Raw genomic sequence first — 25,382 nt, 5'->3', positions numbered from 1 at the left:
CCGGACGCAGGAGGCACCGGCCCGCCTGCGCCCGGGGCGACCCGGTGGGCGCGCCACCGCCCCGCGCCTACCGCGACAGGACCGCCGTGAGCGCCCGGTGCAGGGCCTGGGCCGGATCGCCCGGCGCTTCGGCGGCCCGCCAGGCGACGACGCCGTCCGGCCGGACCAGGCTGGCGCCCGACGGGCCGATTCCGTAGCGGGCGAGGAACGCGCCGGTCGGGTCGGTCAGTTGCTCGCCGATGACGTGGGGCCGCACGCTCGTGCCGAGGCGCGCCGCGACCTCGGCGGCGACGCCGGACCAGAAACCACCCTCGACACCGGACAGCAGCACGAAGTCACGGCCGAAGAGGTGCACCGTGGACGTCGTGCCGCCGCCGTGGTGCAACCACACGTGCGGCGCACGGAATCCCGGTCGGCCGCTCGGCCGGTACGGATCCTCGGAGTCGGCGGGGTCGTCGTCCTCGGTGAGCACCGCGGACGAGCGGTAGCGGAAGCCGAGTGTCACGGGCAGCGTGCCCTGTTGGTCGGTGGCCGGCTCGGGCTCGGTGCTCTCGCCGGCCGGTACGGCCCCGCGGCCGGCGAGGAGCTTCAGCGCCGCGGCGACGACCCGTTCGGCCATCGGGCGGCGCTCGGCGTCGTAGGAGTCGAGCAGCGCCGTCCCGGCGGACGAGTCGAGGACCGCGGCGAGCTTCCAGGACAGGTCGTACGCGTCGCCGATGGCGGTGTTGCCCCCCAATCCGCCGCTCGGCGGGGTCACTTTGGCGGCGTCCCCGGCCAGCAGCACCCGCCCCACCCGGAACCGGTCCGCCACGGAGGCCGCCATTTCCCACGGCTGCACGGCCTTGATCTCCGGTCGCAGGTCCGGCAACTCGGTGACCCGGCGGACCAGTTCGGTACAGCGCTCGGGGGTGAAGTCCGCCGGTGACGTCCCGTCGTCGGCGGGGTCGTGGGCGACGCTGTAGAGATGTCGGCCGGCGGCGTGGTCGAGGGTGAGGAAGATGCCGCTGGCCTCGTCGGCGTGGAGCACGTGCAGGGTCGGTTCCCGGTCGGTCAGGTCACCGAGGTCGGCGTCGAAGATGATGCTGATGTTGTGGCCCAGGCTGCCCGGGCCGTGCCGGTCGACGCCGAGTGCGCCGCGCACACCGCTGCGGTTGCCGTCGGCGGCCACGAGGTAGTCCGCGCGCACCCGGCTCGGTCGCTCGCCGGAGCGCCCGCGGAGCACCGCGGTCACGCCGTCGTCGTCCTGGTCGAAGGAGACCAACTCGGTGTCGAAGCGGAGAGTGGCACCGAGCTCCTCGGCGCGCCGACGCAGCAGCGGCTCCAGCGCGTCCTGGCCGGCCGTGCCCAACGCGGCCGGGGACAGCGCGTCGAGGTCCGCGGGGTCGGTCTCCGAGCGCTCCTCGTGCAGGGTCGGCCCCCGCAGACTGGCCGCGATCCTGACCCGGAACATGGATCGGCCGGGCGTGTGCGTCGGGACGGCGTCGGCGATGCCGCCGAACCCCAGGAGCTCCATCGTGCGTTGGTTCTGCCCCACCGCCCGGGGGAACATCGAGGTCCCGGAGCGCCGCTCGACCAACAGCACGTCGACGCCGCGCCCCGCCAGGAACATCGCGCTGGCCAGGCCGGCCAGTCCGGCCCCCACGACCAGTACGGACGTCCGCTCCGTCACGATCCTTCCCCCTTGTGCGAAGCCCGCTTCGGTGCGGGACGGATCCCCGTCAACTCCCCTCCACTCTAGGGGTGTTGTCGAAGAATGTGCCGTCCGTGCGGGGGCCGGAAGGGGAGGGTGGGCGTCCGCCGGACGGGGAGATGGTGCAGGCGAGCCGCCGTGCGCAGGCGGTGCGGTTCGGGGATCAGTGCACGGTGGATCGTGCGGCCGTCGCGGTGCGCGCGGCGACGGCCTCGCGGACCGTCTCCAGTGCCGCGGCCCGGTCCTGCTCGGTCAGGTGGGCCGGTCCGTAGGTGATCACGGGGTCGAGGACCTGGTAGCCGACGAACTCCAGCATGCCGCGGTGTATGTGGAACAGGAAGTCGTCCATCGCGCCGAGGGCGCCGCCGGGTTGGAAGGACTCGCCGGGGCCGCCGGTCGTGAACAGCAGCATCGCCCGCTTCCCGGCGAGTGCGGCGTCGCCGAAGAGTCCGTAGTCCCCGCCGAAGACCCCGCCCATCACGAAGACCCGGTCCACCCAGCCCTTGAGGATGGCGGGCAGCGAGAACCACCAGAGCGGGAACGACAGGACCAGTAGATCGGAGGCGAGCAGCCGATCGAGGTGGGTCCTGACGGTCGCGTCGAGCGTCCCGTCCTTGATCGCGCGCTGCTGCTCGGCCTGTGGCTTGAAGTGGCCTTCCACCGGCGCGAATTCCGCGCGGTCGAGGACCGGCGCCCACGCGTCGGAGTAGAGGTCGAGCACGTCGACCCGGTACCCGGCGTCGCGCAGGGTCTGGGCCGCGGTGGTCATCTGGGCGGTGCTGAACGAACGGGCCTCGGGGTGGGCGTGCACGATCAGGGCGGTGGGCGCGGCATCGAAGGTCGACATGACGCAATCATATCGACGTATCGCGATGCGTCAATCAGATATTGGTGTCGATCGCCCGTGCCACCTGGGCCAGCCGTTCCTCGTTGCGCCGGTAGTGGGTCCACTTGCCCACCCGGGTGGGCAGCACGAGCCCGGCCCGTTCGAGCGTGCTCATGTAACTGGAGACCGTTGACTGCGCGAGCCCCGACTTCGCCTGGATGTGGGTGACGCACACCCCGACCGACCGGCGGTCCGCGATCGGCTCGTACGCCACGAAGTTCTCTTCGGGGTCCTTCAACCACTGCATGATCTGCAAACGGGCGGGGTTGCCGAGGGCCTTGAACACCTCGATCAACTCGCCCGCCGCCGGTCCCGTCGTCGCACCCATGAGCCACCTCTCTCGCCGGGCATTCCGACACACCACGATATCTCGATGCCTGGGCGGGGCCGGGCCGGCGTGTCGGCCCGCTGCTCGCCGGGGAAGGTAGCCAGGACGGTCACGCGTACACGAGGAGGACGGTCATGACGTTGTCGACGGCGTTCACCGCGTCGTTCGGTATCCGGCATCCGATTGCCCTGGCCCCGATGGGAGGGGCGGCCGGCGGTGCCCTGGCAGCGGCCGTTTCACGCGGCGGGGGGCTCGGGATGCTGGGTGCCGGCGGTGGGGAGCCCGCGTGGCTGGCGCGCGAACTGCCGCTGGTGGCGGGCTGCGGGAAGCCGTGGGGCGTCGGGTTCCAGTCCTGGGCGATCGACATCGCCGCGGTCGAGCAGGCGCTGGAGCACGACCCCACCGCGGTGATGTTCTCCTTCGGGGACCCCACCCCCTTCGTCGGGCGCGTCCGCGAAGCCGGTGCGGCGGTGATCGTCCAGGTGACCGACCTGGAGGAGACCCGGCAGGCGCTGGACCTGGGCGCCGACGTCATCGTGGCGCAGGGCACCGAGAGCGGCGGGCACGGCGCCCGGCACGGCCGGTCGACGCTGCCCTTCGTGCCGGTCGTGGTGGACCTGGTGGCACCGGTGCCGGTGCTGGCCGCCGGTGGGATCGCGGACGGCCGGGGGGTGGCCGCCGCGCTGGTCCTGGGCGCCGCCGGAGCGCTCGTCGGCACCCGCTTCCAGGCGACGGCCGAGGCCCTCGTCGACGCCTCGACCGCCGAGGCGCTCGTCCGGGGAAGCGGACAGGACACCGAGCGCAACCGCATCCTCGACGTCGCCCGGAGCTCCCGATGGCCCGCCAAGTACACGGCGCGCACCCTGGGGCACCCGTACCTCGACCGGTGGCGGGGCCGGGAGGACGAACTCGTGGCGGACCCCGGCGCGACCCGCCGGGCCTACCGGGCCGACGTGGCGAGCGGCGAGGTGCCGCCCGCACCGGTCTGGGCGGGCGAGGCCGTCGACCTCGTCACCGACCGGCCGCCCGCGGCCGACCTCGTCGCCACCCTGGCAGCCGAGGCCGGCGACGCCCTGGCCCGGGCCGGACGTCACTGACGGCGACGAGCCGCGCCCCGGCGCCCCCGGCTACCGAGGCGCGTCCGGGCCGGGTCGCAGCAGGCCCGCCTCATGGGCCAGCAGGGCGGCCTGCACGCGGTTCTCCACCCCGAGCCGCGTCAGGATGCGGTTGACCCGGCTCTTCACGGTGGCCTGGGACAGCCCCAGTTCCTCGCCGATCTGGAGGTTGGAACGACCCCGGGCGAGCAGTACCAGGACCTCCAACTCGCGGGCGGTGAGGGCGCCGACGCGCCGGTCGGCGTCGCCGGGCGGCGGCGGGGCGCCGGGCAGCAGTCCGGCGGGCAGCGCGGTGAAGGCGCCGATCAGGCGTTGCGTGACGCTGGGCGCGAGCATCGCCTCGCCGCCGGCCACCACCCTGATGGCGTGCGCGAGTTGGTCCGGCGGACTGTTCTTCAGCAGGAAGCCGCCGGCCCCGGCACGCAGGGCCGCGTGCACGTACTCGTCCAGGTCGAAGGTGGTCAACACCAGGACGCGGGGCGGCGGGCCGGGGTGCGGCCACTCGGCGTGCAGCCGGCCGGTGGCCTCGACGCCGTTCGTGCCCGGCATCCGGACGTCCATCACCACCACGTCCGGGCGCAGGACGACGGCGAGCGCGACCGCCTCCGCGCCGTCCGCCGCGGTGCCGACGACCTCGAAGTCCGGGCGACGGCCGATCACCGCCCGCAGCGCGTCCCGGACCATCTCCTGATCGTCGGCGAGGAGCACCCGGATCGTCATGCCGGAACCTCCAGCGGAAGGGCGGCGGACAGGCGCCAGCCGGCGCCGTCCGGACACGGCCCGGCACGCACCGTGCCGCCGAACGCGCCGACCCGTTCGCGCACCCCCAACAGACCCCGGCCGGAACCGGGCGGCGGCCGGTGCCCGTCGCCCGCCGGCCCGTTCTCCACGGTCACCCTCACCGACGTCCCGTCGCGGTGCAGCGCCACCCGCACGTCCGTGCGTCCGGCGTGCTTGAGGACGTTGGTGAGGGCTTCTTGGACGATGCGGTAGACCGACACCTGGAGCGCGGGCGGCAGGTCGCCCAGGGCCCCGTCCACCGTCGAGGTCACCCGGCAGCCCGCCGCCTCCACCGCCGCGAAGAGCCGGTCGAGGTGGCGCAGGGACGGCTCCTGGGCCGGGCCGACCAGGCCGTCCTGCTCCGCGGCCCGCTCGCCACCGGCCGTCAGCAGGCCCAGGATGCGCCGCATCTCGATCAGCGCGGTGTCGGCGGTCGTCGCGATCCGGGCCACGCCCCGCCGGCCGTCCGCCGGTGCCTTGGGGAGCACCTCCTCGGTGGCGCGGGCCTGGACGGCGATGGCGCTCACGTGGTGCGCGACCACGTCGTGCAGGTCGCGGGCGATCCGGGCCCGCTCCGCGACGACGGCCTGCCGGGCGTTGACGGCCCGCTCGGCGCGCAGCCGCGCGTTGGCGTCCCGCAGGCGGGAGTTGGCCTCGCCGAGCCGCTCGTTGAGGTCGCGCAGCCGGTCGGCCTGGAGCACGATCCGCCGCCGCCCGTACCCCACGAGCCAGGCGACCCCGTAGAAGACGACGAAGGTGGTGGCGGTGATCGGCTCCACCGAGCCGGGCTGCGGCGGCCCGGTCCGGCCGGTGAGCAGGTCCGTCGTCACCGCGGTGGCCAGGGACAGCACCGTCCACAGCGCCCCGGTCGGCACCGGCGTGTACCGCGCCACCGCGTACACCGCGAAGACCAGCAGGTACGGGCCCGGGATCTTGCCCGGCACCGGATCCACCACCTCGAAGACGACGAACGCCGCGGTCATCGCGCACAGCACGGCCCGCGGCCGACGGCGCCGCCAGGCCAACGGCACCGTCTGGAGCCCCCACAACAGCACGCCGAGCGGTCCCGGCGCGGGTACGCGGGACAGCAGCGTCAGCACGTCGAAGGCGGTCAGCCCGCCGCCCAGCGCGAGGTCGGTGAGCCAGCCGCGCCGCACGGCGAACCGGCGCCGGATGCCGCGCAGCGCGGCCGAGGAATGCGTGTCCATGACTGACCGCAAGGCTAACCAGCCGCACCGGCCCCGGCGATCCTGCCCGAGGAGGGAACGGGACACCGCCGACGCAACCAGGGTTGCGCGGGCCCCGCCCCGGATCCCCACCCAGGACGACGCCGCGAACCCACCGGCATCCCTAGCGTCGAGGTCCGACCGGAGCGCGCCACCCGGCGCCACCTCGAAGGGACCGACGAACCACGTGAACACCACGAACCCCGCCGGGCGGACGGACCGCACCGGCCCCCGCCCGCCCGCGCCCCGGGCCCGTTGGGCCTGGCTGGCGCTGGGCACGGCCGCCCACCTCCTCGCCGTCGGCGGCCGCTGGGACATCGCCGCCGCGGCCTGGATCTTCCCCGTCCTGCTGCTGCGTTTCGCCCGCACGGGCCGGGCCTGGTCCGGCGCCCTGTGGCTGTGGCTGGCCAACACCGCGGCCGCGGTCGGCTGGTTGGCCGAGTCGGCGCTGATCACCCCCTTCACCCTGGCGGGCGCGGCCGGCCTGGCCGCCCTGCTGACCCTGCCGTACCCGCTGGACCGGCTGCTCGTCCGCCGGTTGCGCCCCTGGGCGGCGCCGCTGGTGTTCCCCGCGTCGGTGGCCGCGACGGAGTTCCTGATCACCCTGCTCTCCCCGTTCGGCACCGCCTACGGCTCGCAGGCGGCCACCCAGGTCGACGTGCTGCCGCTGCTGCAACTCGTCTCGGTCACCGGCTCCTACGGCATCGGCTTCCTCCTCGCCTGGTGCGCCACGGCCGTCAACGCGCTGTGGGAGGCGGCCTCGTGGCGCGCGGCCCGGCGCACCGTGGTCACCTGCGCGTCGGTCCTGCTGGCCGTCGTCCTCGCCGGCGGCGCGCGACTGGCCTTCTTCCCGGCGGACGGGCCGACGGTGCGGATCGCCGCCGTCACCGCCGACGCGGCCCTGATCCGGGCCCAGAAGGCCGCGTACGCCCGGGCCACCGGTGGGCGCGCGGACCTCGTCGCCCACCCGCCGCCGGGCCTCCGGCCGGCCCAGCGCGCCGTCCTGGACGGCCTGTTGGCCGCCACCCGGCGCGAGGCCGCGGCCGGCGCGAAGATCGTCGTCTGGCCCGAGCAGGGCGTGCGGGTGCTGGCCGCCGACGAGCCCGCGACGATCGCGGCCGCCCGGACGCAGGCCCGCCGCTCCCGGATCTACCTGGAGATCGGCCTCGGCGTGCACACCGCCCGTCCACCCGCCTACGGCCGCAACGAGACGCTGCTGATCGACCCCGCAGGCACGGTGCGCTGGACGTACCAGAAGGCCCATCCGATACCCGGCTCGGAGACCTTCGTCCCCGGCGACGGCCGGGTCCCGACCGCCGCGACCCCGTACGGCCGGCTGGCCAACGCCATCTGCTACGACGCCGACTTCCCCGGCATGATGCGGGTGCCCGCCGACATCATGCTGGTCCCCTCCCACGACTGGGCGGAGTACGGGCGCGCGCACACCCGCAAGGCCGCCCTGCGCGCCGTCGAGGCCGGCTACGCGCTGGTCCGCCCGGACGCCGAGGGCGTCACGGCCGCCTACGACGACCAGGGGCGCGTACTCGCCAGCACGGACTACTTCACCACCGACCGCCAGGCCACCGTGGCGTACGTCCCGGTGCACGGCACCACCACGGTCTACGACCGGATCGGCGACGGCTTCGCCTGGCTGTGCCTGGCCGGCGTCGGGGCGCTGCTCGTGGCCGGCGCGACCGCCGGCCGCCGCCCTTCGACGCTCACCCGAAGCACCGGCTGAAAGGGCGCGACCGGCCTGCTGTTCACGGGAGTCGGCCGGCCGGGGGGCCCGGTCGTGCACCGGTCACGGACACCTCGGCGGGACGCAGCAGCCGGTCGCCGACCCGGAAGCCGCGGCGGACGACCTCGGCACAGACCGCGGGGCCGTCCGGCCCGCTCCGCGCGACCGGCCCGGTCCGCTCGGGCGGTGTGTAGGCCACGGCCTCGTGGACGGTCGGGTCGAACGGCTCGCCCACCGTGCCGAAGGACGTCAGGCCCAAGGACGCCAACTCCGTCTCCAGGACGTCGGCGACGCGCCCGAAGCCGTCCGTCAGCTGACCCTGCTCGGCTGCCTCGGCGATCGCGTCGAGCACCGGCAGCAGCCGTGCCAGCACGTTGGCCACGGCGACCTGACCGACCGCCAGCCGGTCGCGGCGCACCCGCCGCCGGTAGTTGTCGAACTCGGCCTTGAGCCGTTGCAGATCGGCCGTGCGCTCGCGCAGTTCGGCCGCCAGCCGTTCGGCGTCGGGCACCTCGGCGCCGCGCCGGGTGGGCCCCGGAGGCGCGGTGCGCCGGTCCGGCCGCGCCGGGTCCGGCTGCGCGCGGGGCGCCGAGGGCGCGCCTCGTTCCGGCCCGGTGCGCCCGACCAGGGCGAGCGGCGGGCGGGGGAGGCGACCGACGTCGGTCGGACGGTTCATCGTCCGCCTCCTTCCTGCTTGTCGTCGTCGACGATCTCCGCGTCGACCACGTCGTCCTCGCCGCCGGCCCCGGCTTGCGCACCGGCACCGTCCGGGCCGGTGGCCGACTGGGCCGCCTGGGCGTCGGCGTACATGGCCTGGCCCAGCTTCTGGGAGACGGTCGCCACCCTCTCGGACGCGGTGCGGATGGCCGCACCGTCCTCGCCCTTGAGCTTCTCCTTCAGCTCGCCGACGGCGGACTCGACCTCGGTCCTGACCTCGGCGGGCACCTTGTCCTCGTTGTCCTTGAGGAACTTCTCGGTCTGGTAGACCAGCTGCTCGCCCTGGTTGCGGGTCTCGGCGGCCTCGCGCTTGCGACGGTCGTCCTCGGCGTACTGCTCGGCGTCGCGGACCATCCGGTCGATGTCGTCCTTCGGCAGCGAGGAGCCGCCGGTGACGGTCATCTTCTGCTCCTTGCCCGTGCCCAGGTCCTTGGCGGTCACGTGCATGATGCCGTTGGCGTCGATGTCGAAGGAGACCTCGATCTGCGGGATGCCGCGCGGGGCCGGCGGCAGACCGGTCAGTTGGAACATCCCGAGCTTCTTGTTGTACGCCGCGATCTCGCGTTCGCCCTGGTAGACCTGGATCTGCACGGACGGCTGGTTGTCCTCCGCCGTCGTGAAGGTCTCCGAGCGCTTGGTGGGGATCGTGGTGTTGCGCTCGATCAGCTTGGTCATGATGCCGCCCTTGGTCTCGATGCCGAGGGACAGCGGGGTGACGTCCAGCAGGAGGACGTCCTTGACCTCGCCCTTGAGGACACCGGCCTGGAGGCTGGCGCCGATCGCGACGACCTCGTCCGGGTTGACGCCCTTGTGCGGGTCCTTGCCGGTCAGCTGCTTGACCAGTTCGGTCACCGCCGGCATCCGGGTCGAACCGCCCACCAGGATCACGTGGTTGATGTCGGCGAGCTTGACGCCGGCGTCCTTGACCGCGTTGTGGAACGGCGCCTTGCACCGCTCCAGCAGGTCCGCGGTCAGCTGCTCGAACTGGGCGCGGGTGAGCTTCTCGTCGAGGTGCAGCGGGCCCTCGGGCGACGCGCTCAGGTACGGCAGGTTGATCGTCGTCTCGGTGGCCGCCGACAGCTCGATCTTCGCCTTCTCCGCGGCCTCGCGCAGCCGTTGGGTGGCCATCTTGTCCTGGGCCAGGTCGATGCCGTACGCGTTCTTGAACTGCTTGGTGAGGTGGTCGACGACCCGCTGGTCCCAGTCGTCCCCGCCCAGGTGCGTGTCACCGTTGGTGGCCTTCACCTCCACCACGCCTTCGCCGATCTCCAACAGTGACACGTCGAAGGTGCCCCCGCCGAGGTCGAAGACCAGGATGGTCTGGTCGTTCTCCTTGTCCAGGCCGTAGGCGAGGGCGGCGGCGGTCGGTTCGTTGACGATCCGCAGGACCTTCAGCCCCGCGATCTCCCCGGCCTCCTTCGTCGCGGTGCGCTGCGCGTCGTTGAAGTACGCCGGCACGGTGACCACCGCGTCGGTGACGTCCTCGCCCAGGTAGGTCTCGGCGTCCCGTTTGAGCTTCTGCAACACCCGCGCGGAGATCTCCTGCGCGGTGTAGCGCTTGCCGTCGATGTCGCCGCTCTCCGGGAAACGCCACTGCGCGTCCCCCATGTGGCGCTTGACCGAACGGCAGGTGCGGTCGACGTTGGTCACGGCCTGGCGCTTGGCGATCTCGCCGACCAGGACCTCCCCGCCCTTGGCGAAGGCGACCACCGACGGCGTGGTCCGGGCTCCCTCGGCGTTGGTGATGACCGTCGGCTCACCGCCCTCCAGCACGCTGACCACCGAATTCGTCGTCCCGAGGTCGATACCGACTGCTCGTGCCATGGTCCACTCCTCGTCTCGCGGCCCGATCCGGGGCGACGGCGCGGTGCGGGCCCACGGCCGGGACAGCGCCCGACCACCACCCGCACACCGCCTCTCACCTGCTGATACGGCGACCAAGCCGGCTACATCATCTGCATAGAACGTGCCCCGACACATGTCAAGATGCACCTTTTATTCGGATCTTCCCCATGGTGGCGGGGGAGCGGCGCCCGCGGCGGAAACCCGGCTGCGCAGCCGTCGCGGCCGGTGTTACGGTCCGCCGCATGGCGAGGCACAACCGGACCCCCGCGCCCCACCAGCTCGCCGCCTGGTTCCGCGCCCACACCACCACCCTGACCACGCTCGAACCCCACGACGACCTCGACGACCTCGCACCGCTGCGGGACATCGTCGGTGCCGCCCGGGTCGTCGCCGTCGGCGAGGGCGCGCACTTCGTCACCGAGTTCTCGCGCGCCCGCCAACGCGTCGTGCGGTTCCTTGCCGAGCGTTGCGGCTTCACCGTCCTGGCCTTCGAATTCGGCTTCAGCGAAGGCTTCGCCCTCGACGCCTGGCTGCGCGGCGAGGGCGCCGACGACGGCCTGGCCGAGGTGAGCCGGGCCGCCGCCGAATGGGGCGCCGGCGGCTTCCTGCACTGGCTGCGCCACCACAACCGCACCGGCCGCCACCCCCTGCGCTTCGCCGGCCTCGACCTGCCCGAGGCCGGCGGCGCACTGCGGCCGGCCCTGGACCCGCTGCGCGACTACCTGGCCGAGATCGCCCCCGACGCGTTGCCGCTGCTGGACACCGCGCTGGAGATCAGCGACCGGTTCCTGGCCGGCATCGGCTCCGGCGCCGCGGCCGCGCCCGCCTGGGCCCGCCTCGCACCGGCCGAGCAGGACGCGCTCACCGCCGCCCTCGCCCGCCTCCTGCTCCGGCTGCGCGCCGAGGAACCGCGGTACGCGTCCCGCGGAGGACAGGAGCGCTACGACGTCGCCCGCCGCCGACTGGAGGCCGCCTGCCACACCGACGCCCTGTTCCGGGCCGTGCACGCCCTGCAATCCGGACGGGCCGACGCGGGCGACCTCGCGATCCGGGAGAGCTTCCTGGCCGAGTCGGTGCACTGGCACCTGGCGCGCAGCGCGCCCGGCACCCGCCTCGTCGTCGTCGCGCACAACAACCACATCCAGAAGACCCGGATCGACTTCGGCGGTCCGCTCACCACGCTCCCCATGGGCCACCATCTGGCCCGCAGACTCGGCTCCGACTACCGCGCGGTGGCCGTGACCCACACCGCCGACCACGTCCCCGAGATGGTCCTGGATCCCCGGCGCACGGTCGGCTTCACGGTCGCGGACACCCCGCTCGCGCCCCCGGAGCCCGGCAGCGTCGAGGCCGCCCTGATCGATGCCGGACTCGGCGACCGGATCACCCTCACCGACCTCCGCCGACCGCCGCGCGACCCGGACGGCGAGCCGCTGCCGAACCGCATCCGTTCCCAGAGCGCAACCCTCGCCACCCCGGTGCCCGCGGCCTTCGACGCCGTCCTCGCCACCTCCACGGTGACCCGGGACCCCTCCGTGCCCTTCTGAACACCAGCGGCCCCCGGGGCGGGCGACGACCCGGGGGCCGGGGGCCGCTGGTGCTCGCCGAACGGTACGCCGCACCCCGGACCGGGGACGCATCCCGTATGCCCCTCCACCTCGGCACCTCCGGCTGGCAGTACCGTGACTGGCGCGGCGTCCTCTACCCCTCGGACGTGCCGCAGCGCCGCTGGCTGGAGGAGTACGCCCGGCACTTCGCCACCGTCGAGAGCAACGCCGCCTTCTACCGGTTGCCCGAGGCCACGACGTTCGCCGACTGGCGGGACCGCACGCCGACCGACTTCGTCATGGCCGTCAAGGCCAGCCGCTACCTCACCCACGTCAAACGCCTCCGCGACCCACAGGAACCGGTCCGGCGACTGATGACCCGCGCCGCGCACCTCGGCCCCCGCCTCGGCCCCGTCCTGCTGCAACTGCCCCCCACCCTGCGCGCGGACGCCGCCCTGCTGGACACCTGCCTGGGCTGCTTCCCCACCGGAACCCGGGTCGCCGTCGAACCACGCCACGCCTCGTGGTGGACCGAGGAGATCCGCACGGTACTGGAGCGCCGCGGCGCCGCACTGTGCTGGGCGGACCGCGGCTCCCGGCCGGTGACGCCCCTGTGGCGGACCACCGACTGGGGTTATCTCCGCTTCCACGAAGGGGCCGCGGCCCCCTGGCCGCGCTACGGACGCCAGGCACTCGATGCCTGGGTGCACCGGATCGCCGCCGCCTGGCCGGACCGGGCCGACGTCTACGCGTACTTCAACAACGACCCGGACGGGGCCGCCGTACTCGACGCCGCCCGCTTCGCCCGCACGGCCACCGCAGCGGGCCGCACCGTGACCCGCACGCCGCCGGAGCGGTAGCCGGCCTCCGGACGTCCCCCGCGGCGGTCGCGTGCGGCAGCACGCGGCGTGCCTGGGCACGTACTCCGATCGGTAGGCTCGCCACCGTGCCCGACCTCCGCCAGAAGCCGTCCCCCGCCACCGCCTTCGCGGACAAGCGAGGACTGCTCGACCACGGAGACGGTGTGGCCCCCCACCGACATGCCGACGGGCAGTTGCTGTACCCCTCGGCGGGAGTCCTTGCCACCACGACGGAGCGAGGCACCTGGGTCGCCCCGCCCAACCGCGTGGTGTGGACGCCGCCGGGTTTCGAGCACCGCCACCGTGCGTACGGGCGGACCGAGGTCCGGGTGCTGGAGATCGCGGGCGCGCTGTGCGCCGGGCTGCCGGACCGGCCGGTGGTCTTCGCCGCGTCGCCGCTGCTGCGAGAGGCACTGCTGGTCCTCACCGGCGACCGCGCACTGCGGCCGGACGCCCGGGACCGCCTCCGAGGGGTGGTCGTCGACGAACTCGTCGACGTTCCCGAAGAGGCCCTGTACCTGCCGGAGCCGGTTGATGACCGCCTTCGTGCCGTCACGGACCTGCTCCACGCCGATCCCGCGACGCCCTCGACGTTGGCGGAGCTCGGGCGGACGGTCGGCGCGAGCGAACGGACCCTGAGCCGCCTGTTCCAGACCGAGTTGGGGATGGGCTTCCCTCGTTGGCGGAGCCTGCTGCGCATCCAGCACGCGCTGGTCAGGTTGGTCGAGGGGGACGCGGTCATCGACACGGCCACCCGGCTGGGTTGGGCCAACCCCACCAGTTTCATCGAAGCGTTCACGGCGATCGTCGGGCAGACGCCGGGGAGGTATCAACGGGACCTCCGTAGCGGTGACGGGTGATCGCTGACGGGTGATCGGCGGCGGGGAAACCGGCGGCCGGCGTCGTCGGCTGGTGGTAACTGCTCGGCCTTGGCGGGTTTCCGGAACATCTTGTCCGTATGCCGGTGCCGCGCGGGCCTGGTCTCCCGTGAGCATGGAGGCATGACAACAGGCCCAACCGGAGATTCCCCGTCGGCACCCGAAGTGCACGACCACACCACCGTGGCGATCGTAGGAGCCGGCGTCGCCGGGCTCACCCTCGGAAACCTCCTGCTGCGCAAGGGGATTGACTGCGTCATCCTGGAGAAGCGCAGCCGTGAGTACGCCGAACGACGACAGTGTGCCGGTGTCATCGACACCCGGGCCGCCCGCATGTTCCGGCAGTGGGGTCTCCAGGACCGGGTGATCGGAGGGGCCCCGGTCGACCCCGTGCTGAACTTCCGGATCGACGGCCGGACGCGCCCCCTCGCCCTCGCACCGGAGGATCACGACGGCGGACGCTTCTGCCCCCAGCAGGTCCTCGTCCGAAACCTCATCGACGTCTTCCTCAGCGATGGCGGGGACCTCCGCTTCGACGCCGCCGACGTCTCGTTGCGGAACATCGCCGACGAGGCCCCCGCCTGCGTTTCCTACCGCGACGGCACCGGTGCGACACGGGTGATCGGCTGCGAGTTCATCGCCGGCTGCGACGGTGACCGCGGGGTGAGCAGGACGGCCGTCCCCGCGGCGAGCCTCGCCCGCTCGTCCCACGACTACGGATACGCGTGGCTGACCGTCCTCGCCGAGGTTCCCGCCCGGCACCAGTCCCTGATGGCGCTGCACGCCCGCGGATTCGCCGGGCAGTTCGCCCGCGGCCCCCCATGCGAGCCGGTTCTACCTCCAGTGCCCGCCCGACAGCACGACGTCACAGTGGACGGACGAGCAGATCTGGGACGAACTCGAAACCCGCTTCGGCGAACCCATGGCTTCCCGGGGGCCGATCACCAGCACACAACTGGTACCGCTGCGCAGCGTGGTGCACAGCCCGATGAGCCACGGCCGGCTGTACCTGCTCGGGGACGCGGCCCACATCGTCCCTCCGATGAGCGCGAAGGGCATGAACCTGGCCCTGTACGACGCCGAGGTCTTCGCGGACGCCGTCACGCACCACCAGGCCAACCACCAGGATGCGACCCTGCTCGACGGATACTCGTCGACCTGCCTGCGCCACGTGTGGAACTACCAGGCGTTCGCGACATGGTGGACCGAACTGCTCCACAACGCCGGTGACGCCTCGTACCAAGGCGAGTTCCGCCACCGGACAGCCCGGGCGGAACTGACCCGCCTCTTCGAGTCCGGCACGGCGAACCGCCTGCTGAGCGAGTTCATCGCCGGGCTGAACTAAGTGCCGCCACCGACCAGGAGGCGGTCGGGCGCCCCGGGAGGGCGAGCGCGCGGCCGGTGGCGTCACCTCCCCCGGGCCGCTGCCGGCCTCCGCGTCGCGGAAGCGCTCCCCGTTCTGCTTCACCCAGGACTTCATCGATGCCGGTTGACGTGGCGGCGCAGCGGAAACGACGCAGCGGCCGGCGCCATCCTGAGGGGCGCCGGCCGCCGCGTCGGGGCGTGCGGGGTCAGTCGATGGAGAGTTCGCCCATCGCGCTCCAGCCCTCGGCGCCGGCGATCGTGGTGCTCACGATGTCCGGCGTGCGGCGCAGCAGGGGGCGCATGGCCTCCAGGCCGGCGCGGAAGTGGTCGGAGTTGACGTGCGCCTCGCCGGCGTCGTCCTGGAACGCCTCGACCAGGACGTAGGTGTTCGGGTCCTCCAGGCTGCGCGACCACTCGAACCACAGGTTGCCCGGCTCCTCCCGGGTGGCGCGGGTGAACGCGCTGACCTTCTCGGGCCACTCCTCGACGTGTTCGGGCTTCACCGAAAACTTCACAACGATAAAGATCATCCGAACACCCTAAACCATTTGCCCCATCCCTCGCATTTCGCCCCTGTCGCAGCGTTCAAGTGCGCGTTGCGGGCGGCGTGTTACTCGTGGGTAGTTTGGCTGATCATGATCTCGTCCGGGACGGGCGCGCCGTCCTACGCTCCCGATCACCGCACCGGACGGACGCCACCGTGGCGCCGCGGTCAGAACCCTGGAGCAGCGATGGCACGATCCCGCCGTACCGCAGGCAACCCCCTCGGCGGCCGGCGCCGACACCGGCGCCGCACAGCAACGTCCTTATGCGCGGCGGCGGTTGCCGCGTCCCTGGCCGTGGCCGTGCCGGCCGGACCCGCCGCGGCCGCCGTGCGGCACCGACCCGCGGCGCCCGTCGCCGGCGCGTCGGCCGCCCCCGGCTTCCGGCTCGCCGACATCCCGATGAAGGACGGCACCGTCCTCAAGGCCGACGTCTTCACCCCCGCCCCGGGCACCCCCGGCGCCGACCGCACCGGTCATTACCCGTTGGTCGTCCAGCCGGCCAGCTGGGGCCAGAACGACCTGGAGTACGTGGCGCAGGGACGGCAGTTGGCCGCCGCCGGGTACGTCGCGGTGACGTACACGGTGCGCGGATTCTGGGGCTCCGGCGGGCGGATCGACGTCGCGGGGCCCACGGACGTGTCCGACATCTCCGCGGTGATCGACTGGTCGCTCGCCCACACCCCGGGCGACCGGAGCCGCGTCGGGATGGTAGGGCTCTCCCTGGGCGGCGGCCTGACGCTGTTGGGCGCCGCCTTCGACCCGCGGGTCAAGGCCGTCGCCTCGCTCAGCGGCTGGGCGGACCTGGCCGACTCGCTCTACAGCGGACGGACCCGGCACGTCCAGGCCGCCGGGCTGCTCGCCGCCATCCAGACGCCGACCGGCCGGCGCAGCCCGGAGTTCTCCCGGACGCTGGCCGACCTCTTCGCCGACCGTGACATGCCCCGCGTCGTCCAGTGGGCGCACACCCGGTCACCGGCCGCCTACGTGGACCGCATCAACGCCCACGGCACCGCGGTCTTCCTCGCCAACGCCTGGGGCGACAGCATCTTCAACCCCGGCCAGATGACCTCGTTCTACCAGCGGCTGACCGGGCCCAAGCGGCTCGAACTGCGCCCCGGCGACCACGCCACCCAGGAGCTGACCAGCCTGCTCGGACTGCCGAACGCCACCTGGACCAGTGCCCGTCAGTGGCTCGACCGCCACCTCAAGGGTTCCGGCGGCGCGGGAGGGGCGGACGGGGGCGTGCAGTTGACGGTCCGGCCGGGCGGTGGCGAGGAGCGCTACCCGAACTGGCGGTCCGTCAGCTCGCGGACCGAACACCTGAAGCTGGGGCGCCCGGACACCGGCGGCACCGGGACGCTCGGCGGACCGGCCGGGTCCGACCCGGGCGGCGCCGGTTGGTGGCGGCGGGTGTACGGTGGCACCGACTCGGGCGCCGACGGCGGCATCGCCGAACTGTCCGGAGCGCTCGACCAGATCGTCGGCCTGCCGCCGACCGTCGTCGTACCGCTGCTGTCCCGCAGCGCCGCCGCGGTCTGGCAGTCGACGCCGTACCGCACCGCGCAGCACCTCCGCGGCGCCGCACGGCTGCACACCGCCGTCACCGCGTCCGCCCCGCAGGGCACCGCCTTCGCCTACCTCTACGACGTGAACGCCCTGGGCGTGGGCAAACTGATCGCGCACGCGCCGCAGAGTTGGACCGACAAGCAGCCCGGGCGCGCCTTCCCGCTGGACGTCACGCTCTTCCCCACCGCGTACGACCTGCCCGCCGGGCACCGGTTCGCCCTGGTCGTGGACACCGCCGATCCGCTGTACGGCGGTCGCACGCCGCGGGGGAGCGGCGTCGCGTTCGGGGCGCCGGCGGACGGCCCCGCCGAGTTGGCGCTGCCGGTGCGGTGACGCGGCGGGCCGCTCCTTCGCGGCGGCCCGGGCCGTTCGGCCCCCGCGCGGTGCCCACCGGCCCACTGGCCCCGTGCCGCGCGGGCGCGCAGGCTCGATAGCGCGGGGCGCGAGCTCCGTCTCCCCGGACGCGTTGGGGGACAGTCATGGAGCCGGAGACCATCACCGCCGGGCTCGACGGCTCGACGGAGGGCCTGGCGGCGGCACTGTGGGCCGCTGACGAGGCGCACCGCCGGGGCGCCGTGCTGCGGCTGCTGCACGCCTGGATCATGCTGGCCGCCCAGGCACCGGACACCGCCCCCGAGCGGGACCAGAACGTCTTCGCCCGCGAGGTCGTCCGGGAGGCGACGGACGCGGTCCGGGAGCGCCATCCGCAGCTGCCGATCATCGAGGACCTGGTGGGCGACGAGCCGGAGCCGGCGCTGTTGCGGGCCTCCGCGGAGTCCCGGCTGTTGGTGCTGGGCTCGCGGGCCCTCACGACCTGGGAGAGCTTCGTGCTGGGCGACGTCAGCCTGAGTGTGGTGGCCCGGGCGCCGGGGCCGGTGGTGCTGGTGCGGGCCGGCGCGGCGGGGCCGCGGGCCGGCGCGCCGCCCGCCGCCGAGCCGTCGGACGGCCCCGCGGCGGCCGGCGGACCACGGGTGGTGGCCGCGCTCGGCCTCGGCGGGCCCGCCGAGCACCTGCTGGCGTTCGCCTTCGACGCCGCGGCGAGCCGCGGGGTCCTGCTCCAGGTGGTGCACGGCCGGCCGTTCCCCGCCCAGGTCTACACCCCGTGGGGCGTGGACCCGGACGCGGCGGCCGAGGTGTCCGCGGCGGTGGCGGGCGAGCTGGCGGAGGCCCTCCGCCCGTGGTGCGCACGGTTCCCCGGAGTGCTGGCGCAGCAGACCGTACTGCCGGACAGCCCGGCCCGGGCCGTCGTCGAGGCCGCCGCGGGGGCCGGGCTCCTGGTGGTCGGCCGCCGACGGCGCCACCGGTTGCCCGCGCCCCGGATCGGCGCCGTCACCCATGCCGCCGTCCACCACGTGACCTGCCCGGTCGCCGTGGTCCCGCACGACTAGGGGGTGTCCGACGGGTCAGGGCCGGCCCCGTACGCCGTTCGGGCGCCGGACGCGGGATCATGAAGGCAGGACTCCGGCGAATCCGGCCGGGGCCGACGGAATGCCGCACACCCGGAGGTAGTGGCCCACCATGAGGCACCGCAGAGTGGCCGACCTGATGACCCCCAACGCCGTCACCGTCCAACGGGGCACCCAGTTCCGGGAGATCGCGAGGCTGCTCGACGAGTACGACATCACCGCCGTCGCGGTCGTCGACGACGACGGCCGGCCGGTGGGGGTGGTCTCCGAAGCCGATCTGCTGCGCCGGCAGCTCTCCAAGGCCGGGGCGGCCACCGCCGGGGCGATCATGACCAGTCCGGCCGTGGTCGCGCGGCCGGAGTGGAGCGTCGTCGAGGCGGCCCGGACGATGGAGGAACGCAGGGTCAAGCGACTGCCCGTGGTCGACGACGCCGACCGGCTCATCGGGGTGATCAGCCGCAGCGACCTGGTCCAGCTGTTCCTGCGGCGCGACCGCGCGATCCAGGAGGAGATCCTGGAAGAGGTGCTGACCCGCACGCTCGGGGTCGCGCCGTCCGCGGTCACCGTCGACGTCACCGACGGCACCGTGACGCTCACCGGCGCGCTGGAGCGCAAGAGCCTGGTGCCGATCGCGGTCCGGCTCTGCGAGAGCGTGGACGGGGTGATCGAAGTGATCGACCGCCTCACCTTCGACCGCGACGACGCCGCCCGGGACGGCCGGGCACCGGACGGCACCACCGTCCGGCCCGCGCCGGAACCGGGCTGACGGCGCCGCCCGGCCCGGTGCCCCGGACGGCGCACCGGGCCGGGCAGCCGCCGTCGGCCGGAGGTGTACTTGACCCACAGCGAACCGTACGGACAGCAAGGTCGGCCGCCGCTCGCCGCCGGCGGCCCGTGAACGAGGGGAGCGGGCCCGTGTCGCCCTCGGACGCCAGTGACCTCCCGGCCCGTCCGGACCGGATGTTCGACCGTGCCGAGGCGTGGGCGGACCTGGTGCGCTTCGCCCGCGACCCCGGCCCCGGGCCCACCCTCGCCCTGGTCTCCGGGCAGCGCCGGCAGGGCAAGACCTTCTTGTTGGAGGCGGTGAGCCGGGCCACCGACGGCTTCTACTTCGACGGGCAGGCGGCGGCCGAGGCGGAATCCCTGCGGCGCCTGGCCGAACGGCTCGCCGAGCACACCGGCGCGGCCGGGCCGCCGCACTGGCACCGCTGGGACGAGGCGGCCGAGGCGCTGTTCGCACTGGGCGACGAGCGGCCGGCGCCGGTGATCATCGACGACTTCCCCGAGCTCGTCGGGCACAGCCCCGCACTGCCCTCGGTGCTGCACGGTGCGTACCTGCGCGTGCGCCGGGAGCGTCCGGACAACCGGCTGCGCCTGATCCTCAGCGGCGCCAGCCCGGCCGTCATCCGCAGGCTCTTCGCCGGCCCGTCGTCGCTGCACGGCGTGGCGTCCCTGGAACTGGCCGTACCGCCGTTCGGCTTCCGCAAGGCGGCCCGCTTCTGGGGCATCCGGGCGCCCCGGCTCGCGGTGCAGGTGCACGCCGTCGTCGGCGGTACCCCCGCCTACCGCGGCGACCTGGTCTGCGACGACGTGCCCGCCGGCCCCGACGACTTCGACTCCTGGGTGTGCCGGACGGTCCTCAACCCCCGGGTGCCGTTGTTCTGGGAGGCCCGCCACCTGCTGGAACAGGAGGGCGACTACGCCGACCGCGCGCTGTGTCACTCGGTGTTGGTGGCGATCGCCGGCGGCCGGTCCACCCCGGGCGGGATCGCGGACCGCCTCGGGGCCTCGTTGCACGACGTCTCCCACGTCCTGGCCGTGATGCACAAGCACGGGCTGCTGCACGCCGAACCCGATGCGTTCCGCCCGGGCCTGACCCGCTACCGCATCGCCGAGCCGCTGCTGGCCTTCGAGCACGCCATCGCCTGGCCGCACCGCGCCGCGTTGGAGCAGGAGGAGCCGGCCACCGTCTGGCACCGGACCCGCCCGGAGTTCGACGCCGCGGTGGCCGCCCCGCACTTCGCCCAGCTCTGCCGCGACTGGGCCACCCAGCACGCGGCCTGGGACACCTTCGGCGGCGAGGTGAGCACCGCGGTCCGGGGCACCGTGCCCGACCCGGAGAGCGATGCCCGGCTCGACGCCGAGGTGGTGGTCCGGGGCACCGCCGACGGGCGCCCGGGGGTGCTGCTGTCGGTGGGGCTGGCCCGCTTCGACGAGGTGATGGACACCCCGCACCTGGAGCGGCTGCGCCGGCTCCTGGCGCTCCTCGCCGCTGCCGGTGAGGACACCGGTCAGGCCGTGCCGGCCTGCTACAGCGGCGTCGGCTTCGGCCCGGAGCTGCGTGCGGCGGAGGCCAAGGGCGAGGTCCTGCTCGTCGGCGCGGACCGCCTGTACCACGGCGAGTGACCACCAACATCTGGCGAGGCGTCAGGCAACGGGTGGCCCGTCGAGTCGCGGCGGTGCGCCGGTGGTGCCCAGCATGGAAGGAGCAGAAGCGTTCTGCTGCCGCACCGGGAGGTGACCGTGATGGAACTGCCGCTGCACCACCGCGCCGGCCCCCTGAGAGAACGCGGGCGGAGCTGGCCCCAGCCGATGGCCGACTTCCAGGAGATCTTCGACCGGATGAACCACTTCCTGGAGGCCGCCTCGGGCACCCCGTCCCTGACCGGGACGACCGCCTTCGTCCCGCCGGCCGACCTGCACGAGACCGACGCGGCCTACGTCGTCGAGTGCGAACTGCCGGGGATCTCCCGCCAGGACGTCGACGTCGAGGTCGGCGAACACGAGGTGAGCATCTCGGGGGAGCTGCGGCAGTCCGAGCGGGAGGGCACGCTGCGCCGCCGCGGCCGGCCCACCGGCAGGTTCGAGTACCGGGCGCTGCTTCCGGTGGACGTCCAGGCCGACGCGGTGACCGCCGCGCTCTCGGGCGGTGTCCTCACCGTGACGGTGCCGAAGGCGCAGGCCGCCAAGCCGCGGCACGTCGAGATCCAGGACTGAACCGCCAGGGTGCCGCGGGGCGTTGCCCGCCGGCCGTCCGCCGCCCCCGTGCGGTCCGCGGCCGCGCACGCACACTGGAAGCAGGCGCGGCGCTCGCCCCGGCGCGGCGTACGCGCAGAGTCACGGCAGTGCAGGGAAGGGAGAGCGGCCATGCAGGCGCACGAGGGAGACGTACTGCGGTTCACCGGACGCGCAGTGGGCGATCCGGAGCACCGGGCCACCGTCGTCGAGGTGCTCGGCCCCGGCGGCGAACCCCCGTACCGGGTGCGGTACGAGGACGGTCACGAGACGGAGATCTTCCCCGGCCCGGGCTGCGTGACCGAGGGCGTCCGCGGGGGCCGGCCGGCGCGGACCGACGCGCCCCGGCACGCGGGGTAGCCCCCATGGCACGCAAAGCGGCTGGCCGCCGCAGGCACCGGACCGAGCCCACCGGAATCGGAATTCCGGGCCGCACGGGCCGCCCCGACCGCAACCGCCGCCCGGGCCGCGCCGACCAGCCGGGCGGCGCCGGGAAGCCGGGCGCGGCGGACGCCCCCGACGACGCCGGCCCCCACCCCGTCCGGGCCGACACGATCCCCGGCGGTCGGCTGCCACCGCACCAGGCGCCGAAGCAGAAGCGGCCGGTGCGGACCATCCGGGTGCCCGGCCTGTTCGGCTGAACCGGCGGTCCGGTCACCGAAGTCGCCGGGCCGGTCCGGGGCGCGCAGCATGGAACCAGGCATGCATCACATCAGCCGAACACAGTCCTCGCGGAGGTGACCGCGATGAACATGCCCGTGCGACACCGGCCCGGCAGCCTCCTGGAACAGGTCCTGCCGCCGTTGAGTTGGGGCGAGCCGATCGCCTCGGAGTTCGACGACCTCTACGAGCGGATGGGCCGCCTCCTGGAGTCCGCCGGCGGCACGTCCACGCTCGGCGGACGGCTCCACTGGGCGCCGCTGGCGGATCTGCACGAGACGGATCAGGCGTACGTCATCGAGGCGGAACTGCCTGGTGTGCAACGCGACGCCATCGACGTCGAGATCGACGACCGGGAGCTGCGCATCAGTGGTGAACACAAGGAGTGCACACGGGAGGGCGTCCTGCGCCGCACCACCCGCCGGACCGGCCAGTTCGAGTTCCGCGCGGCGCTGCCCGTGGACGTCAAGACCGACGAGGTCACGGCCAACCTCACGGACGGGGTGCTGACGGTGACCATCCCCAAGGCGCAGGCCGCGACGCCACGGCACGTCGAGATCACCGACTGACACCGGGAACGGCGGGTGCGGCGACGGTAGTTGCCGACCGCTCGACGCTCAACCCCCGGCTCGCGCCGTCCCGACCGGGCCCGTCCCGCCGGCCGCCCGGGCGGTGCGCCCGCGCCGCGCCGCGCCGCCCGGCCGGCGTCCCGGATCCCGCGGGTGCCCTCGATCGGCGGCCAGACCGTCAACGGCGAGGTCACCACGGCACTGAGGGCCAGGCCGAGGGCCGGCCCGTACCCCGAGTGCGATGCGCCGGTCGCCCGCTCGACGCGCAGCTGCTGACGGGACCCGTCCAGGTGCTCCGCGTCCGCGTCGAGCCGCCGGCTCCACGTGCGGTCGTGTGCCGTCCCCCGGCGACCGCGACCAGCAGCGCGAGGGTCGCCCGCAGGAGGTCGTGCACCCAGTCGTGCGGGTCCCCGAGGAGGGCCGGCCAGGCGGCCTGGGCCGCGTACGCCGCCCCGGTCAGCGGCGCCGCCACGGCGACCGCGCCCAGGAGGCCCGGACCCGCCCACCGACCGACACGTGCCACGGAATCCTTCACTCCGCCCCCTACGGCTCCTTGCGGCGGCGGCGCTCGCGCGGTGCGGGCCCCGTGCGGAGTAGGGGCAGCGGTCGTCGCCCCGGTGCCAAGGGTCCGGATGTCGTGCGGCGCGCGGGCCCGGAAATCCGTCCTGAGCTGGGGCGATGTCCATCGATTGACATGCAGCTGAATGGCTGCCTATTGTTTTTAGGCAGCCACCCGGCTGCACATCAGGGGCGGGACGGGAGAACGGGCATGGACGAGGTCTTCAAGGCACTGGCCGACGCGGGCCGCCGCCGGCTGCTGGACAGCCTCAACGCCCACAACGGACAGACCCTGCGGGAGCTGTGCGCGGAGCTGGACATGACCCGGCAGTCGGTCAGCAAGCACCTCGCCGTCCTGGAGGCGGCCCACCTGATCACCACGCTCCGTCGCGGCAGGGAGAAGCTGCACTACCTCAACGCCGAGCCGATCAACGCCCTCGCGGACCGCTGGCTCAGCCACTACGACCGCGGCCGGGCCCGCGCCCTCGCCGACCTCAAGCACGCACTGGAGGAACCCCCCATGGACAGCAACGCGTTCGTCTACGCCACCTACATCCGCACCACGCCGGAACGGCTCTGGCAGGCCCTCACCGATCCCGCCTTCACCCGTCGCTACTGGGGAGTGGAGTTCGCCACGGACTGGCGCACCGGATCACCCATGACCTGGGCCGAGCACGGCGCCACCACCGCCCACCCCGAACAGGTCGTCCTGGAGTCCACCCCGCACCGAAGGCTCTCCTACACCTGGCACACCTTCACCCCGGAGTGGGCCGCCAGCGCCGGCGTCGCCGACGACGTGCTCGCCCGGCTCGCGGCCGAACCGCGCTCCAAGGTGACGTTCGAGATCGAACCGCTCGGCGACCTGGTCAAGCTCACCGTCGTCCACGACGGCTTCGCCCCCGACTCCACCGCCCGTGGAATGGTCCAGCACGGTTGGCCCGCCCTGCTCTCCAGCCTCAAGACCCTGCTGGAGACCGGCGAAACGCTGCCCGAGCCCGCACGGGCGTGAGCACCGGCGCCCGGCGGCCGGCCAGCGCCCGGGCGGCGAGTTCGAAGCGCAGCGCGCACTCGTGCCGCCCCCGGCCCGCGCCGGCCGGGTCGATGGCCGGCTCGAACGCCCGCTGGAGGACGACCACCAACTCGTCGTGCTTGGCGGTGAAGTAGGCGAGGTTGCGCCGCCACTGGCGGTGCCGCGCCGGGGACACCGGTGCCCGGTGCAGGTGGTACACCGCCGCCTCGGTGGCGTACCGCAGCCGCAGACCGCGCCGGATGAGCCGGAAGCCCAGCTCGGCGTCCTCCAGGCCCCAGCCGACGAACGCCTCGTCGAACCCCCCGGCGGCCAGCAGGTGACTGCGCCGGACCGAGGCGTTGCACGCCCACAGGTAGTGCCAGGCGGTCTCCAGTCCGGCCAGTTCGCAGCCGAACGCCTCCAACACCGGCTCCCGTTCGTCGCCCCGCACCACCGGCGGCAGCGCCTCGAAGCTGAACTCGTACCGCAGCCGCTCCCGATCGACCTGCCCGTCCCCCAACTGGAACCGCCGGCCGACCACCACCAGGTCGTCGCTCCCGGCATGGGCCCGGACGTGCTCGGCCAGGAACGTCGGCGCCACCACCTGGTCCGCGTCGAGCAGCACGACGAGGTCACCGACCGCCTGCGCCAGGCCGAGGTTGCGGGCCCGGGCCCGGCCGGACGCGGGGGAGCGCGGCTCGTACACGTAGCACAGGTCCAGGCCGGCCGGGAGGGCGGCGACCATCCGGTCCGTGCCGTCGATCGAGCCGTCGTCCACCACGATCACCTCGGCCGAGTGCTCCGCGTCGAGCGACTGACGGGCCAGGGACAACAGGCACAACTCCAGGGCGTCACGGGCACGGTAGGCGGGGATGACGACACTGATCCTCATGCTCCGGTGGGCCTCATTCCTCGACGGGCGGCAGCCTGGTGAAGGAGATCCGTGACCGATGCTCACCCGGAGACGTGGCGGTGCCCACGGTGTTCGAGGACTTGGGGGGATGCGCTGGTGCCTGCCGGGGTGCGCGGCGTGGTGCGGGCGACGCGGGAAGTGAACCACTGGGTCAAGAAGAGGGTCA

General features: G+C 73.9%; 23 protein-coding genes and 2 pseudogenes. 16 read left to right on the top strand and 9 right to left on the bottom strand.

The genetic code is table 11. The features are described 5' to 3' along the window. Nucleotides 1–67: 67 nt before the first annotated feature. The 3 genes from rdmE to ACLJT4_RS19080 form a co-directional block, all read right to left on the bottom strand. The gene (gene rdmE, locus ACLJT4_RS19090; RefSeq protein ID WP_411123462.1) at nucleotides 68–1,669 is read right to left on the bottom strand and encodes an aklavinone 12-hydroxylase RdmE; all 1,602 of its coding nucleotides are present in this window, start codon (nucleotides 1,667–1,669) and stop codon (nucleotides 68–70) included. 184 nt (nucleotides 1,670–1,853) lie between these two features. Next, entirely contained in the window at nucleotides 1,854–2,537 is a 684-nt protein-coding gene (locus ACLJT4_RS19085; RefSeq protein ID WP_411123461.1) for an NAD(P)H-dependent oxidoreductase, read from the bottom strand. Between the two features lie 34 nt (nucleotides 2,538–2,571). Further along, entirely contained in the window at nucleotides 2,572–2,904 is a 333-nt protein-coding gene (locus tag ACLJT4_RS19080) for an ArsR/SmtB family transcription factor (protein WP_275461105.1), read from the bottom strand. 134 nt (nucleotides 2,905–3,038) lie between these two features. On the opposite strand from ACLJT4_RS19080, the gene ACLJT4_RS19075 reads away from it, so the two are divergent. After that, entirely contained in the window at nucleotides 3,039–4,001 is a 963-nt protein-coding gene (locus tag ACLJT4_RS19075) for an NAD(P)H-dependent flavin oxidoreductase (protein WP_411123460.1), read from the top strand. Nucleotides 4,002–4,031: 30 nt separating this feature from the next. Here the strand turns inward: ACLJT4_RS19075 and ACLJT4_RS19070 are convergent, their stop codons facing one another. Next, on the bottom strand, nucleotides 4,032–4,739 hold the full coding sequence (locus ACLJT4_RS19070; RefSeq protein WP_411123459.1) for a response regulator transcription factor: 708 nt from the start codon (nucleotides 4,737–4,739) through the stop codon (nucleotides 4,032–4,034). Continuing rightward, nucleotides 4,736–6,007, bottom strand: coding sequence for a sensor histidine kinase (locus tag ACLJT4_RS19065; RefSeq protein WP_411123458.1), 1,272 nt, complete (start codon nucleotides 6,005–6,007; stop codon nucleotides 4,736–4,738). The genes ACLJT4_RS19070 and ACLJT4_RS19065 overlap by 4 nt, the downstream gene beginning before the upstream one ends. Nucleotides 6,008–6,212: 205 nt before the next feature. Between ACLJT4_RS19065 and ACLJT4_RS19060 the strand changes: the two genes are divergently transcribed. Next, on the top strand, nucleotides 6,213–7,763 hold the full coding sequence (locus tag ACLJT4_RS19060; RefSeq protein WP_411123457.1) for a nitrilase-related carbon-nitrogen hydrolase: 1,551 nt from the start codon (nucleotides 6,213–6,215) through the stop codon (nucleotides 7,761–7,763). 22 nt (nucleotides 7,764–7,785) lie between these two features. On the opposite strand, the gene grpE is transcribed toward ACLJT4_RS19060, so the two are convergent. Continuing rightward, entirely contained in the window at nucleotides 7,786–8,439 is a 654-nt protein-coding gene (grpE, locus tag ACLJT4_RS19055; protein ID WP_411123456.1) for a nucleotide exchange factor GrpE, read from the bottom strand. Then, on the bottom strand, nucleotides 8,436–10,304 hold the full coding sequence (gene dnaK, locus ACLJT4_RS19050; RefSeq protein WP_411123455.1) for a molecular chaperone DnaK: 1,869 nt from the start codon (nucleotides 10,302–10,304) through the stop codon (nucleotides 8,436–8,438). Before dnaK ends, grpE begins: the two co-directional genes overlap by 4 nt. 263 nt (nucleotides 10,305–10,567) lie before the next feature. On the opposite strand from dnaK, the gene ACLJT4_RS19045 reads away from it, so the two are divergent. The 5 genes and pseudogenes from ACLJT4_RS19045 to ACLJT4_RS19025 form a co-directional block, all read left to right on the top strand. After that, complete coding sequence (locus ACLJT4_RS19045; RefSeq protein WP_411123454.1) at nucleotides 10,568–11,872, top strand: erythromycin esterase family protein; 1,305 nt, start codon at nucleotides 10,568–10,570, stop codon at nucleotides 11,870–11,872. A 98-nt stretch (nucleotides 11,873–11,970) separates the two neighbouring features. Continuing rightward, nucleotides 11,971–12,732, top strand: a complete 762-nt coding sequence (locus ACLJT4_RS19040) for a DUF72 domain-containing protein (RefSeq protein WP_411123453.1) — start codon at nucleotides 11,971–11,973, stop codon at nucleotides 12,730–12,732. An 86-nt stretch (nucleotides 12,733–12,818) separates the two neighbouring features. Further along, on the top strand, nucleotides 12,819–13,592 hold the full coding sequence (locus ACLJT4_RS19035) for an AraC family transcriptional regulator (RefSeq protein WP_411123452.1): 774 nt from the start codon (nucleotides 12,819–12,821) through the stop codon (nucleotides 13,590–13,592). Nucleotides 13,593–13,733: 141 nt separating this feature from the next. Then, nucleotides 13,734–14,324: pseudogene (locus ACLJT4_RS19030) on the top strand (FAD-dependent monooxygenase); the annotation flags it as partial. 154 nt (nucleotides 14,325–14,478) lie between these two features. After that, nucleotides 14,479–14,955, top strand: a pseudogene (locus ACLJT4_RS19025) (FAD-dependent monooxygenase); the annotation flags it as partial. Between the two features lie 226 nt (nucleotides 14,956–15,181). Here ACLJT4_RS19025 and ACLJT4_RS19020 read toward each other — a convergent pair. Beyond that, a complete protein-coding gene (locus ACLJT4_RS19020) occupies nucleotides 15,182–15,505 on the bottom strand; it encodes a putative quinol monooxygenase (RefSeq protein ID WP_275461096.1) in 324 nt (107 codons plus the stop codon). Between the two features lie 201 nt (nucleotides 15,506–15,706). Between ACLJT4_RS19020 and ACLJT4_RS19015 the strand changes: the two genes are divergently transcribed. The 9 genes from ACLJT4_RS19015 to ACLJT4_RS18975 all read left to right on the top strand — a co-directional run bounded on the left by ACLJT4_RS19015 (nucleotide 15,707) and on the right by ACLJT4_RS18975 (nucleotide 24,303). Then, nucleotides 15,707–17,419 (top strand): CocE/NonD family hydrolase, encoded by a 1,713-nt coding sequence (locus ACLJT4_RS19015; protein ID WP_411123451.1) that lies wholly within the window; start codon nucleotides 15,707–15,709, stop codon nucleotides 17,417–17,419. 146 nt (nucleotides 17,420–17,565) lie between these two features. Next, entirely contained in the window at nucleotides 17,566–18,474 is a 909-nt protein-coding gene (locus ACLJT4_RS19010) for a universal stress protein (protein WP_411123450.1), read from the top strand. Between the two features lie 130 nt (nucleotides 18,475–18,604). Then, nucleotides 18,605–19,258 carry a CBS domain-containing protein gene (locus tag ACLJT4_RS19005; RefSeq protein ID WP_037634861.1) on the top strand — a complete coding sequence of 218 codons (654 nt, stop codon included), beginning with the start codon at nucleotides 18,605–18,607 and terminating at the stop codon, nucleotides 19,256–19,258. Between the two features lie 149 nt (nucleotides 19,259–19,407). Beyond that, entirely contained in the window at nucleotides 19,408–20,898 is a 1,491-nt protein-coding gene (locus ACLJT4_RS19000; protein ID WP_411123449.1) for an AAA family ATPase, read from the top strand. Between the two features lie 120 nt (nucleotides 20,899–21,018). Then, the gene (locus ACLJT4_RS18995) at nucleotides 21,019–21,489 is read left to right on the top strand and encodes an Hsp20/alpha crystallin family protein (RefSeq protein WP_411123448.1); all 471 of its coding nucleotides are present in this window, start codon (nucleotides 21,019–21,021) and stop codon (nucleotides 21,487–21,489) included. Between the two features lie 150 nt (nucleotides 21,490–21,639). Then, nucleotides 21,640–21,867 (top strand): DUF1918 domain-containing protein, encoded by a 228-nt coding sequence (locus ACLJT4_RS18990; protein ID WP_411123447.1) that lies wholly within the window; start codon nucleotides 21,640–21,642, stop codon nucleotides 21,865–21,867. Between the two features lie 5 nt (nucleotides 21,868–21,872). Beyond that, a complete protein-coding gene (locus ACLJT4_RS18985) occupies nucleotides 21,873–22,148 on the top strand; it encodes a hypothetical protein (protein WP_411123446.1) in 276 nt (91 codons plus the stop codon). Nucleotides 22,149–22,253: 105 nt separating this feature from the next. Next, nucleotides 22,254–22,736: an Hsp20/alpha crystallin family protein gene (locus ACLJT4_RS18980; protein ID WP_411123445.1), complete on the top strand. Its 483-nt coding sequence runs from the start codon at nucleotides 22,254–22,256 to the stop codon at nucleotides 22,734–22,736. A 769-nt stretch (nucleotides 22,737–23,505) separates the two neighbouring features. Beyond that, on the top strand, nucleotides 23,506–24,303 hold the full coding sequence (locus tag ACLJT4_RS18975; RefSeq protein WP_411123444.1) for an ArsR/SmtB family transcription factor: 798 nt from the start codon (nucleotides 23,506–23,508) through the stop codon (nucleotides 24,301–24,303). On the opposite strand, the gene ACLJT4_RS18970 is transcribed toward ACLJT4_RS18975, so the two are convergent. Then, a complete protein-coding gene (locus ACLJT4_RS18970; protein ID WP_020930379.1) occupies nucleotides 24,251–25,195 on the bottom strand; it encodes a glycosyltransferase family 2 protein in 945 nt (314 codons plus the stop codon). The genes ACLJT4_RS18975 and ACLJT4_RS18970 overlap by 53 nt on opposite strands. Nucleotides 25,196–25,382: the final 187 nt, after the last annotated feature.

The organism is Streptomyces sp. x-19 (assembly GCF_046549115.1).
Classification (GTDB): Bacteria; Actinomycetota; Actinomycetes; order Streptomycetales; family Streptomycetaceae; genus Streptomyces; species Streptomyces albulus_C.
Note: the sequence above shows the minus strand (reverse complement) of the source record. Positions and strands in the feature narration are given on the sequence as shown.

Coding starts and splice junctions, on each gene's coding strand:
- ACLJT4_RS18975 (WP_411123444.1), top strand. CDS start 23,506: ATGGACGAGGTCTTCAAGGCACTGGCCGACGCGGGCCGCCGCCGGCTG.
- ACLJT4_RS18990 (WP_411123447.1), top strand. CDS start 21,640: ATGCAGGCGCACGAGGGAGACGTACTGCGGTTCACCGGACGCGCAGTG.
- ACLJT4_RS19070 (WP_411123459.1), bottom strand. CDS start 4,739: ATGACGATCCGGGTGCTCCTCGCCGACGATCAGGAGATGGTCCGGGAC.
- ACLJT4_RS19075 (WP_411123460.1), top strand. CDS start 3,039: ATGACGTTGTCGACGGCGTTCACCGCGTCGTTCGGTATCCGGCATCCG.
- ACLJT4_RS19015 (WP_411123451.1), top strand. CDS start 15,707: ATGGCACGATCCCGCCGTACCGCAGGCAACCCCCTCGGCGGCCGGCGC.
- ACLJT4_RS19045 (WP_411123454.1), top strand. CDS start 10,568: ATGGCGAGGCACAACCGGACCCCCGCGCCCCACCAGCTCGCCGCCTGG.
- ACLJT4_RS19005 (WP_037634861.1), top strand. CDS start 18,605: ATGAGGCACCGCAGAGTGGCCGACCTGATGACCCCCAACGCCGTCACC.
- ACLJT4_RS18995 (WP_411123448.1), top strand. CDS start 21,019: ATGGAACTGCCGCTGCACCACCGCGCCGGCCCCCTGAGAGAACGCGGG.
- ACLJT4_RS19085 (WP_411123461.1), bottom strand. CDS start 2,537: ATGTCGACCTTCGATGCCGCGCCCACCGCCCTGATCGTGCACGCCCAC.
- ACLJT4_RS18970 (WP_020930379.1), bottom strand. CDS start 25,195: ATGAGGATCAGTGTCGTCATCCCCGCCTACCGTGCCCGTGACGCCCTG.
- ACLJT4_RS18980 (WP_411123445.1), top strand. CDS start 22,254: ATGAACATGCCCGTGCGACACCGGCCCGGCAGCCTCCTGGAACAGGTC.
- grpE (WP_411123456.1), bottom strand. CDS start 8,439: ATGAACCGTCCGACCGACGTCGGTCGCCTCCCCCGCCCGCCGCTCGCC.
- dnaK (WP_411123455.1), bottom strand. CDS start 10,304: ATGGCACGAGCAGTCGGTATCGACCTCGGGACGACGAATTCGGTGGTC.
- ACLJT4_RS19080 (WP_275461105.1), bottom strand. CDS start 2,904: ATGGGTGCGACGACGGGACCGGCGGCGGGCGAGTTGATCGAGGTGTTC.
- ACLJT4_RS18985 (WP_411123446.1), top strand. CDS start 21,873: ATGGCACGCAAAGCGGCTGGCCGCCGCAGGCACCGGACCGAGCCCACC.
- ACLJT4_RS19010 (WP_411123450.1), top strand. CDS start 17,566: ATGGAGCCGGAGACCATCACCGCCGGGCTCGACGGCTCGACGGAGGGC.
- ACLJT4_RS19020 (WP_275461096.1), bottom strand. CDS start 15,505: ATGATCTTTATCGTTGTGAAGTTTTCGGTGAAGCCCGAACACGTCGAG.
- ACLJT4_RS19040 (WP_411123453.1), top strand. CDS start 11,971: ATGCCCCTCCACCTCGGCACCTCCGGCTGGCAGTACCGTGACTGGCGC.
- ACLJT4_RS19065 (WP_411123458.1), bottom strand. CDS start 6,007: ATGGACACGCATTCCTCGGCCGCGCTGCGCGGCATCCGGCGCCGGTTC.